9 protein-coding genes are annotated in these 11,691 nt (G+C 42.6%); 5 read left to right on the top strand and 4 right to left on the bottom strand.

Annotated features, from left to right (window positions below; all coding sequences use genetic code 11):
- Positions 1 to 24 precede the first annotated feature (24 nt).
- Entirely contained in the window at positions 25 to 1,905 is a 1,881-nt protein-coding gene (locus PNIG_RS15100; protein ID WP_089368811.1) for a methyl-accepting chemotaxis protein, read from the bottom strand.
- 346 nt (positions 1,906 to 2,251) lie between these two features.
- Here PNIG_RS15100 and rraA point away from each other — a divergent pair, with 346 nt between their 5' ends.
- The gene (gene rraA / locus PNIG_RS15105) at positions 2,252 to 2,749 is read left to right on the top strand and encodes a ribonuclease E activity regulator RraA (RefSeq protein ID WP_011329377.1); all 498 of its coding nucleotides are present in this window, start codon (positions 2,252 to 2,254) and stop codon (positions 2,747 to 2,749) included.
- Between the two features lies 1 nt (position 2,750).
- A complete protein-coding gene (locus PNIG_RS15110; RefSeq protein WP_089368812.1) occupies positions 2,751 to 3,800 on the top strand; it encodes a formimidoylglutamase in 1,050 nt (349 codons plus the stop codon).
- On the opposite strand, the gene PNIG_RS15115 is transcribed toward PNIG_RS15110, so the two are convergent.
- Together PNIG_RS15115 and hutI are read right to left on the bottom strand one after the other, a co-directional pair.
- Complete coding sequence (locus PNIG_RS15115) at positions 3,797 to 5,566, bottom strand: GGDEF domain-containing phosphodiesterase (protein ID WP_080516820.1); 1,770 nt, start codon at positions 5,564 to 5,566, stop codon at positions 3,797 to 3,799. The genes PNIG_RS15110 and PNIG_RS15115 overlap by 4 nt on opposite strands.
- Before the next feature lie 41 nt (positions 5,567 to 5,607).
- Positions 5,608 to 6,855, bottom strand: coding sequence for an imidazolonepropionase (gene hutI, locus PNIG_RS15120; RefSeq protein WP_089368813.1), 1,248 nt, complete (start codon positions 6,853 to 6,855; stop codon positions 5,608 to 5,610).
- A 120-nt stretch (positions 6,856 to 6,975) separates the two neighbouring features.
- Between hutI and hutC the strand changes: the two genes are divergently transcribed.
- The 3 genes from hutC to hutH are packed head-to-tail and all read left to right on the top strand — an operon-like array spanning position 6,976 to position 10,918.
- The gene (hutC, locus tag PNIG_RS15125) at positions 6,976 to 7,689 is read left to right on the top strand and encodes a histidine utilization repressor (protein ID WP_089368814.1); all 714 of its coding nucleotides are present in this window, start codon (positions 6,976 to 6,978) and stop codon (positions 7,687 to 7,689) included.
- Between the two features lie 20 nt (positions 7,690 to 7,709).
- Complete coding sequence (gene hutU / locus PNIG_RS15130; RefSeq protein WP_089368815.1) at positions 7,710 to 9,383, top strand: urocanate hydratase; 1,674 nt, start codon at positions 7,710 to 7,712, stop codon at positions 9,381 to 9,383.
- 2 nt (positions 9,384 to 9,385) lie between these two features.
- Positions 9,386 to 10,918 carry a histidine ammonia-lyase gene (gene hutH / locus PNIG_RS15135; RefSeq protein WP_086997263.1) on the top strand — a complete coding sequence of 511 codons (1,533 nt, stop codon included), beginning with the start codon at positions 9,386 to 9,388 and terminating at the stop codon, positions 10,916 to 10,918.
- Here hutH and PNIG_RS15140 read toward each other — a convergent pair.
- Positions 10,915 to 11,685, bottom strand: coding sequence for an NAD-dependent epimerase/dehydratase family protein (locus tag PNIG_RS15140; RefSeq protein WP_089368816.1), 771 nt, complete (start codon positions 11,683 to 11,685; stop codon positions 10,915 to 10,917). The two genes, hutH and PNIG_RS15140, sit on opposite strands and share 4 nt — an antisense overlap.
- Positions 11,686 to 11,691: the final 6 nt, after the last annotated feature.

Raw genomic sequence — 11,691 nt, forward strand, 5'->3', positions numbered from 1 at the left:
ATACGGGTACTTTATTGCTAAGTTTTAAACCTTAAATTTGTCAATTGCAGCAAAAAGCACTCGTGCTTGCGCTGATACTTCTTCGCTTGTTTGCGCATTGTTAGCAGCGTGCCCTGAGGTGTTTCTGGCAATATCACGAATACTCACCACATTTTTATTTACTTCAGATGCTACTTGGCTTTGTTGATCAATTGCCACAGCAATTTGTGTGCTCATTTCCATAATCGTTTGCACATCTTCGGTTATTGCTCCGAGTAACTCACCAGCTCTATTTGCTTGCAATGCACTTTCATCACCTTGTGAGCGGCACTGATGCATAATACTCACCACTTCTTGAGTGCGCTGTTGTAGAGTATTTATTATACCTTCTATTTCACTTGTAGATTCTTGTGTTCGTTGAGCCAATGAGCGCACTTCATCTGCAACCACAGCAAACCCTCTGCCTTGCTCACCCGCTCTAGCGGCTTCAATAGCAGCGTTTAACGCTAACAAGTTAGTTTGATCGGCAATCGCACGAATAACATCAAGCACAGAGCCTATTGTTTCACCGTCTTTTTCTAATAAAGAAACGACACTTGACGCATGCTCTAAAGAGTCAGACAACCCTCTAATATGCGCGACGGTTGACTCAACCTCACTACGACCTTGTTGCGCACTTAAATTAGTTGATTCTGCTTTTTTAGCAGCAGCTTCGGTATTATGTGAAATATCTTGAATGGTCGCCTGCATTTCGGTCGCCGCAGTGGCCACCATATCGGCTTCATGTAATTGATCTTGCATACCCGAGCTGGTTGCGGCGGTACTTTCTGATAAATTTTCAGTCGCGATATTTAACGCATTTAAAGCCCCATTCACCTCATTTATAAGGTTATTAAAGTCACCAATTAAACTATTAAAATCTTTCGACATAATCGTAATTTCGTCATTGCCAATTTGCTCAATGGTTACTGTTAAATCATTATTGCGTCGAATCTTGTTTATAGATTGGTAAATACGCTCTACAGGTACAATGATAGAGCGACTGGTTAAGTAAACCAGGGTTAAAACTATAATACCCGATATAATAAACACCATAATAGCGACCGACTGTGCTTTAGCTATACTGGCTTCAACTTGCAATTTAGTATCTGCTACTAGCTGCATTACCAACTGATCACTTTGCTCTACACTTTGTTGCATGCGCCCAAGTGCGCCAGAGTCTAGATCAACACCTAATTCAAGCTGCGCTTTTACCAAAGTTTGAAAAGCACTTTGATAATTAGACAGTAGGTTTTTTAAATTACTTTTAATGTTTTGACTTAGTGATGAGCTCGTTATTTTTTGCTGTAACGTATCAACATGATCTTGAAAGTTTGCTAAATATTTTTCATCCAAACGTAACATAAAGTCTTTTTCGGCACGTCTTAACTGTAGCATTAGGGTCAATAGCTGGTATTCATCTTGTTGATTGAGCAAACTTTCTACTTCGTGCACAGCACTTCGCAGCTGCCCATAAAGCCCATCGTCTTGATGTAAGCCAATACTTTTTTGCAGTCGCACAACCTCATTAAAATCACTATAAAAGCTTTTTATTAAACGCGTATAGAGGGTTATCTGTTGTGTATCAATCTCTGAATCTTGCATTTGCGATTGTAATTGAATTATTTGTTTATTTAACTGTGCGTATTCTTGTTCAAATAATGAGAGTGCTTGTGGCTGTTTATAAAACAAAAAGGTTTTTTCATGTGCACTTAACTGCAACTGATGAATGTTTAACTGCTCGGCCTGTTGCGTGATGTTCGTTAACTTTAACGTGGTTTGTGAGCCTGTGATAATTACATATAAAAAAGCCAGCATGGCCAAAGCAACAGTTAAAGCATTTAGCTGCAAACGCCGCTTAATGGTCAAGTTTTGTAAAACAATCATTGTTACACCTTTAAAAATTTAATGAGCAACTTTGTTACTTACACTTAAATAACTTAAGCTTTTAACAAAGAATAAATACCAAAATACCTGCGCTGTTTACGTTATTTAAATTACGTAATTAACATTACTTGCAATTGCCTTTATTTAGCTTACTTAACCGCGCAATTATTTAGTCGCGGATTATATGCCAGCATTAACTTAAGGCCTATACATTGTTTAGACCAATGATTAGTAAATACTTATTTACTGCCTATTTTGCCTAAATTTACTGCGATTAAGTCGTTGTTATTGCATATAAGGAGGGTATACTGAAGCATAAACTAATGTATCTTTTGAGGATAAAATAATGGATTACAGCACTTCTGATTTATGTGACCACTTTGCCGATGTGGTTGACGTGCTTGAACCTATGTTCATCAACTTTGGTGGCCGACACAGCTTTGGTGGCCGCATTAAAACGGTTAAATGTTTTGAAAATAATGAACTTATCCGTGAATTACTTTCTCAAGATGGTACAGACCTAGTGCTACTTATTGACGGTGGCGGCTCTACTCGTCGTGCACTTATCGATATTGAACTGGCCGAACTTGCACTTGAAAATAACTGGCAAGGTATTATTGTTTACGGAGCCGTACGCCACGTAGACGAAATTGAAGAGCTTGATTTAGGCATTCAAGCTATTGCCTCTATTCCGGTTGCAGCAGATAGCCAAGGTGCAGGCGAAGACGGCATTGGGGTTAACTTTGCTGGTGTATCATTTTTTGATGATGACTTTATTTATGCCGACAGCACCGGCATTGTATTATCGGCAGAAGAGCTAGAACTGGAAATCGTAGAAATATAACGTGGCGCACTATTTAAACGTTTACGATGAAAGCGCGGTTAAGTCGTTTTGCACTAGTCGCGCTAACGAAACCAAAGTATGGCAGTCAATGTCATTACTCGATACCGACGTAAATATACAACAAGCGCTTAGCGATGCCGCACAATTTGGCATGCGCTACGTGTTACTGGGTATTTGTGAAGATATTGGCCCAAAAGCAAACTTAGGAGCTGGGGGTGCAGAGCAAGCATGGCCGGCTTTTTTACAACGTTTTTTAAACCAGCCTTATAATCAATTTATTGCCACGCAAAAAGTACTGTTACTTGGCGAAGTGCACACAGCTGATTTAATGGCGCAAAGCGCTCTACTCGACAACCAAAACCCTGCCCATTTAACACAGTTGCGTGAGTTATGTGAGCAACTTGATCAACGCGTAGAAGCTATATTAAGTTTTATATTTAAAGCGGGGCTTGAACCCATTGTTATTGGTGGTGGCCATAATAATTGCTTAGGTATTATAAAAGCGTTAGCTAAGTATAAAAACACCGCTATTAACGCTATAAATTTTGATCCCCACGCCGACTTTCGAGAATGCGAAGGCCGCCACAGTGGTAATGGCTTTAGCTATGCGTACAGCGCGCAGTGTTTAAAAAGTTACCATGTTATTGGCTTGCACGAGCTAAAAAACAATCAAGCTATTATAGATGCGTTAGCCGCTGCTAATTTTACTTTTAATAGCTATCAGTCAATCGCCGTTAAACGTGAAATTAATCTAACTCAAGCAGTGAGCAATGCGCTGAAGAGTTTTGATGCAGCGCCTCTAGGTGTTGAGGTTGATTTAGATAGCATTGCATTTATGCCTGTAAGTGCTTATACCTGTAGTGGTTTTAGCGTAAGTGACGCTGAGCACTTTGTACATTTAGCTGCAAGCAACCGCCACTCTCACTACTTACACTTATGCGAAGCAGCTCCCATTCAACATCCCAGCGGGATTAAAGCCGGTAAAGTGCATTGCGGACAAGTTATTAGCGCACTAGTGAATAGTTACCTGCAAGCCAAAGAGTGTGCTTAATTACTTTGCTGCTGCGCTAATTGCCACTGCTTTAACCAGCTCATTAAACCAACACTGCTTAATGGGTGGCCAAAATAATAGCCTTGTGCAGCATAGCCTTTTAGGCTTTTTACAAATTTAAGCTGATCTAGGGTTTCAACCCCTTCAAAAATAACCTTAGTACTTTGTTGATTATGCATTTGTACCATACCAACAACTAGGCTGCGAATATTGTTTTGATTACTAAAATCAGCAGTTAATGCTGGCGCGACTTTAATGTATTCTACCGCTAAACTAGGTAACTTAGAGAGCGAAACGGGGTTATCGCCCAAACCATCAACACACACTTTTAAGCCTATATTATTAAGCCGCGCAATCATGGCTCGCCCTTTGTCATCTAGGTTAGTAAAAATATGTAGCGGGCACTCAACAATTAAATCGCCAGGCCTTAAGTTATGCTCTTTCATAGCACTCGTTACAAATTCTACAAACTCTTCATTGAGCATTTCAGGGCCAAATACATTAATGCTCAATGGCACTGCAAAGCCCTCCATACGCAATGCCATTGCAAGTTCAGCAGCGCGCTCTATAACAAATATAGCCAGTGGGTAAGCAAGCCCTGCAATTCTAATATCATCAATAAAACGACTCGCTGAAAGTATGCCTTGCTTAGGATGCTGCCAACGCAGTAATAGTTCTAAAAATTCAATTTGGCCATTATCATTTACAATAACCGGCTGAAAATACAGCTCGAACTCATTGGTGAAATCAATTTCTGCAAGCTCTTTTAATCGTGCTTGCTGCTCTAACTGCTCGATCATCATTTGTTGATGATAAGCAACCACCTGTTGTTTTGGCTGGCTATCAAGTGCTAAATAAGCCGACTTAATTAAATTATCAAAGTCTTCATCTTGCTCATTACAATGCACATAGCTTGCTCTTGCGGTCACTTCTATAGTGCAGTTAGCCACATTAAAAGGTTTAAGTGTAGCGCCAAATATTTCGGTAATTATTTTTTCATGCAAGTGTTTATGGCTGGCTAAGTTACAAATAAAGGCAAAATTAAGCCCTCCTAAATGGGCTAGTTTTTCATCGTCCTCTAACGATACAATGCCATCATTATTGAGTAATTCTTTTATTCTATTCGCCGACTGAGCAAGCAGTAAATCACCAAAATCACGCCCAATATGCTGATTAACTTGCTCAAAACCTTCTAAACGAAGAATTACCAACGCCCCTAGTGACGGTGCTTTATTACGCCACGTATTATAACCTTGACGTAATTTTTGTTTATCGGCAAAAGAGGCCAGCGGAGAGCTTTCGATGTAATGTTCAGGTGCTGCTTGCTGCTGCTTCAAGGGCGCTTGATTAAGTGTCTCATTATTAGTAATAAACCCAGTTAATGATAATAACAACACCGCACTAACAATCCAAAACAGTGCAATGCCAAACGCTGCAATGGCTATAAGTAATGCTATAAACAACACCGCAGCAAGTGCACTTAATATAATTAACAGCTTGTTTTTATGTACAATTGCATGCCACAAATTAAAGCCAAAACCTAATGCGAGTAAAGCGCTAAGCCATGCAGCACCACTGCTTAAAATAGCCAACCCTATTAACCCTGTGCATAAGTAGCTTAATCTAGATGCTGTATTTTTTACGCTCAGCAAGGTAGCGATCATCGCCATAAGTAAGGCGCCACTAAAAAAAACCGGCAAGCCACTGTCGCTAATCAAGCTCAAATTAGCACTACTGGTACTGGCTAAAAAATTAAATAAAAGCATAAATATTAAGGCCTACTTATCGGTCTGGGGTAAAGGTGTGACTAAATAAGTTTACCCATAATCCATAAGTTTAACAGTTTATTTACCCCAAACTGGTAACTTAATTGTGCTGGATGGCTTATTTGCCAATGTGCAATGTCGGCCCTCGCACCTACTTTTAAAACTCCGCGGTCTGTTAATCCTAAAGCTTTAGCAGCATTACGAGTTACTCCAGCAAGTGACTGCTCGGGTGTTAATCTAAATAATGTGCATGCCATATTCATCATTAATTGTAGCGAACACAGCGGTGAGGTGCCCGGATTAAAGTCGCTAGCAATCGCTATAGGCACTTTATATTGATTAAGCAAAGCTATTGGCGGAAGTTGTGTTTCTCTTAAAAAGTAAAATGCGCCAGGCAACAATACTGCTACTGTGCCGGCCTGTGCCATCGCTTTTACGCCATCTTCATCTAGGTATTCAATATGATCAGCCGATAGCCCGTTAAATTGCGCCACCAGCTCAGCACCGTGTTGATTAGAGAGCTGCTCGGCATGGCATTTTACTGGCAAGTTATGTTTTTTTGCCGCCTCGAACACCCGCTTAGTTTGGGTATAGCTAAAGCCTACATTCTCACAAAAAACATCAACCGCATCAGCAAGGTTATTAGCCACTACCTGATCAAGCATATCGTTACATACTAAATCAATATAGTCATCGCTACGCCCTTTGTACTCTGGTGGTAGCGCATGCGCCCCTAAAAAGGTGGTTTTAATATTAATAGGGTGATGCTCATCAAGTAAGCGCGCCACTTCTAATATTTTTACTTCGTTGGCAGTATCGAGTCCATAACCCGACTTTATTTCAACAGTTGTCACGCCCTCTGCCAGTAACGTATTTAACCTATCTTTGGCGGCTACAAATAACTGCTCATGATCGGCAGCGCGGGTGGCTTTAACTGTACTAGTTATACCGCCACCTTGGGCAGCAATTTGCTCATAACTCACCCCTTGTAAGCGCTGCTCAAACTCCTCTGCTCTAGAGCCTGCAAACACTAAATGCGTGTGGCAATCTATTAACCCTGGGGTTAACCATTGCCCTTTTATACTCAAGGTCGGCGTTGCAAACACATCAAAACTAGGTAAGTTTTTTTGCTCACCTAGCCACATAATTTTTCCATTTTTGATTGCTAAGGCTGCATTTTCTATCGCGCCATAAGGCGCCTCTACAGCAGTATCCATAGTGGCAATGTTGGCATCGGTAAGCAGTAAATCAATATCTTCTAATTCATAACCTGGTGTTGCACTTTGCATATTGCGCGCCCTTGTGTTTTTTATAATGACTAAAATATAGTCTAACAACCCGTCTTGTATATACAAGGCAATTATGCCATCTTAATCTTATAGTTTATTTTTAATACAATTAAATACACCATGACAACGCCTAAATTTGCACAAATAAAACAGTTTATAGTTGATAAAATTAGCAGTGCTACATGGCAAGAAAACCAGCGTGTGCCTTCTGAAAACGAGCTAAGCAATCAATTTTCTGTAAGCCGTATGACCGCTCGACGCGCATTAAGCGAGCTAACCGAGGCGGGAATTTTAACTCGCAGCCAAGGGTTAGGCACCTTTGTTGCTAGCTTTAAATCGCAGTCGTCATTGCTTGAAATTAAAAATATTGCCGATGAAGTAAAAGAACGCAATGGTAATTATAGCTGTACGGTATTGGCCCTTGAGTCGCTACCCGCAATCACTAGTATTGCCATTGCACTGGGTATTAAAGTTAACAGCACTGTGTATCGCAGTGCATTGCTGCATAACGAAAATACTAAACCACTGCAAATAGAGGAGCGCTTTGTAAATCCCACTTTTGCCACGCAGTACTTACAACAAAATTTTACGCTACTTACTCCACATGAGTACTTATCGAATGTAGCCCCGCTTACCCAAGCAACGCATACGGTGGAAGCCATTATGCCCAATAAACAAATGTGCCAGTGGCTTAACTTATCGAGTCAAGAACCTTGCCTGCAACTCATTCGCCGTACTTGGTCAAGCAACGGCATTGTGAGTTATGCCCGACTTGTTTCACCAGGGAGTAAGTATCGTTTAGGTGGTCACTTAACTTTTAAAAATAATAATTAAAAACTACAACAGGAGTAAATATGAACAATCGACTCGACAACAACCGCACAATACGCGCCCCCCACGGCGATAAAATTAGCGCTAAAAGTTGGCAAACCGAAGCCGCTAAACGCATGTTAATGAATAACTTAGACCCTGACGTTGCAGAGCATCCCCATGCATTAGTTGTTTATGGCGGCATTGGTCGCGCTGCACGTGACTGGCCCAGTTACGACAAAATTATAGCAACTCTCGATAGACTCGAAGATGACGAAACGCTACTCGTACAATCGGGTAAACCTGTAGGGGTATTTAAAACCCACAGTAATGCGCCGCGAGTACTCATAGCTAATTCTAACTTAGTACCGCACTGGGCTAATTGGGAGCACTTTAACGAGCTCGATAAAAAGGGCTTGATGATGTACGGGCAAATGACCGCGGGATCTTGGATTTACATTGGCTCACAAGGCATAGTGCAAGGCACTTACGAAACTTTTGTGGCCATGGCTAAACAACATTTTGCTGGCAGTGCTAAAGGTAAATGGGTATTAACTGGCGGGCTTGGTGGCATGGGCGGCGCACAACCTCTTGCTGCAACTATGGCAGGCTTTTGTGCATTAGTGGTGGAATGCGATGAAACCCGTATCGATTTTAGAATAAAAACCGGTTACGTAGATATTAAAGCCAACAACCTTGAACACGCGCTACAACTTATAACTAATGCGTGCGTAAAAGGTGACGCCCTTTCGGTCGGGTTACTTGGTAATGCTGCCGATGTGTTTAGCACTTTAGTTAAAAGTGGCGTTACTCCCGATGTGGTCACCGATCAAACCTCAGCACACGATCCGCTAAATGGCTATTTACCGCAAGGCTGGAGCATGGAACATGCAGCTAAAATGCGCGAACAAGACCCAAAAGCGGTTGTAACAGCAGCTAAGCAATCAATGGCGGTGCAAGTAAGAGCTATGCTCGCGCTGCAACAAGCGGGCGCTGCTACCACTGATTATGGCAACAATATTCGGCAAATGGCATTTGATGAAGGAGTAAGTAACGCATTTGATTTTCCGGGGTTTGTCCCTGCGTATATTCGTCCTTTATTTTGCGAAGGCATTGGCCCATTTAGATGGGTGGCACTGTCGGGCGACCCCGAAGATATTTATAAAACCGATGCCAAAGTTAAAGAGTTAATCCCCGATGACGCACACTTACATAACTGGCTTGATATGGCGCGTGAACGTATTCAGTTTCAAGGCTTACCGGCGCGCATTTGCTGGGTAGGATTAAAAGACAGAGCCCGTCTTGCGCTCGCTTTTAACAACATGGTTAAAAATGGCGAGCTTAAAGCCCCGGTTGTTATTGGTCGCGACCACCTCGACTCTGGCTCGGTTGCTAGCCCTAACCGCGAAACCGAAGCTATGCTAGATGGCTCTGATGCGGTATCTGATTGGCCATTACTCAATGCACTTCTTAACACAGCCAGTGGTGCAACTTGGGTATCGCTACACCATGGCGGTGGCGTAGGTATGGGCTTTAGCCAACATGCAGGCGTAGTTATTGTGGCTGATGGCAGCGACGAAGCAAAACAGCGTATTGCCCGCGTACTGTGGAACGACCCTGCAACTGGAGTTATGCGCCACGCGGATGCAGGCTACGATATAGCAAAAAATTGTGCAAAAGAGCAAAACCTAGACTTACCAATGTTAAACGAGGAATGATCATGCTTGAACTAACTCTCACCCCCGGCTCGCTTGATTTAAACACACTAAGAAAAATTAATAATTCACCGGTAAAATTGAGCCTTATAAAGCATGCCGAGTCGCAAATAGCTGCCAGCGCACAAACAGTGCAAAACGTAATTAACGAGCACCGCACTGTATATGGTATTAATACCGGTTTTGGCTTATTAGCTAACACCAAAATTGCCGATAACGAACTAGAGCTATTACAACGCTCTATTGTACTTTCGCATGCGGCAGGTATTGGCGAGTATATGGATGACAGTACCGTACGCTTAATGATCATCTTAAAAATTAATTCACTGTCGCGTGGTTATTCTGGTATTCGTTTGCAGGTCATTGAATTTTTTATCCAGTTGCTTAATAGCCAAGTATACCCTTGCGTGCCTAAAAAAGGCTCGGTGGGTGCATCGGGCGATTTAGCACCGCTTGCTCATATGTGCTTGCCGTTACTAGCCGAAGGCCACATGCGCCACCAAGGGCAAATAATCAGTGCCGAGCAAGGGCTTAAAATTGCGGGGCTAAAACCACTTACCTTAGCCGCTAAAGAAGGCTTAGCCCTTTTAAACGGCACCCAAGCCTCGACTGCTTTTGCATTACAAGGGCTATTTAGAGCAGAAGATTTATACGCACAAAGCTGCGTAATTGGCGCTATGAGTATTGAAGCGGCCATGGGCAGCCGAGCACCATTTGATGCGCGTATTCATGAAATTCGAGGCCAACAAGGGCAAATAGATACTGCAGCTATATTTAGAGCCTTGTTAGGTCCACAATCACAAATTAGTGAATCACACGTAAATTGCGAAAAAGTACAAGACCCCTACTCTTTACGCTGTCAGCCACAAGTGCTTGGTGCTTGCTTAACCCAAATTCGCCAGGCGGCAGAAGTTTTATTATGTGAGTCTAACGGCGTAACCGACAACCCGCTGGTATTTGCTGATGTGGGTGATATTATTTCTGGCGGTAATTTTCATGCAGAGCCGGTGGCAATGGCCGCCGATAACTTAGCAATTGCCATTGCTGAAATTGGCGCACTTGCCGAGCGCCGAATTGCTTTACTAATTGACTCTAGCCTATCTAAATTGCCGCCTTTTTTAGTTGAAAATGGCGGCGTAAACTCAGGCTTTATGATCGCCCAAGTAACTGCCGCAGCCCTGGCATCTGAAAACAAATCACTTGCCCACCCAGCTTCTGTAGATAGTTTGCCAACCTCGGCGAATCAAGAAGATCATGTGTCTATGGCCACTTTTGCGGCAAGGCGCTTGAAGGAAATGGCCGATAACACCCAAGGCGTACTTGCTGTTGAATGGTTAGCGGCCGCGCAGGGGTTAGAGTTTAGAAAGCCGCTTACAGCTGCTGCTAAAGTAGAGCGTGCTAAAAGCTTACTGCGCGAGCATGTAAGCTACTACGATAAAGACCGTTACTTTGCCCCCGATATTGAAGCTGCAAATGCGTTATTAAACGCAGGCAAGTTATGCAACTTTATTGAGGGTGACTGCTTAGTATCTTATTAAATTGCGTATTGGTAACTAAACCCTAACGCCTCAATGGCTGAGCCAAGCACTTTGCGCTCAGCCGTATCTGTTCCCGTAAAGCGTGGCATTTCGCCGCCATGTTGTTGGCACTTTTGCGCATAGTAATCGCGCTTACAAGGATGCGACGGATTAACCACATTATAAATACTCTGCCCTTGATGCCAATGCTCAAGCACCGCAAAAATAGCGTTAATCACATCTTGCTGATGCACCATATTAACGACTTGCTCGGCAGAGGTATTTAGCTCTTTACCTGCAATAAAACGCCCCGGCTCTCTGTTGGGTCCAACTAAACCGGCTAAGCGCAGCACTTTACCGTTTTGCTCTAGTACTTGCTCTTCAGCTTCATATAGCTTTATTTGTCGCTCGTTTGTACACGAAATATCGCTGCTTTCGCTATATACTCCTGGTTCTTGGTCGTACACTCCCGTTGATGAGCAAAGTAAAAAACCCTTAGCATTCAGTTTTTTTGCCAGTGTAAGTGATGCCGTTAATGTTTGCGCATAATTGTTTTCACTATGGCGACTACGTGGAGGAATAGCGCACACCCAGTAGGCATTTTGTAAATCAATTTGATGCGTTAACTGGCCATTTTCTAGCAAAAACTGACGTTCAAAATCATGCTCATGCACTGCTGAGCGGTGTGTACCCTGCACTTGCCAACCTGCTTGCTGCGCATTAACGCATAAAGCACTGCCTAGCCAGCCCGCGCCTAGTACCACTAAGTTGTTACTCTGATGATTCAATTTATA

Source organism: Pseudoalteromonas nigrifaciens (genome assembly GCF_002221505.1).
GTDB lineage: Bacteria > Pseudomonadota > Gammaproteobacteria > Enterobacterales > Alteromonadaceae > Pseudoalteromonas > Pseudoalteromonas nigrifaciens.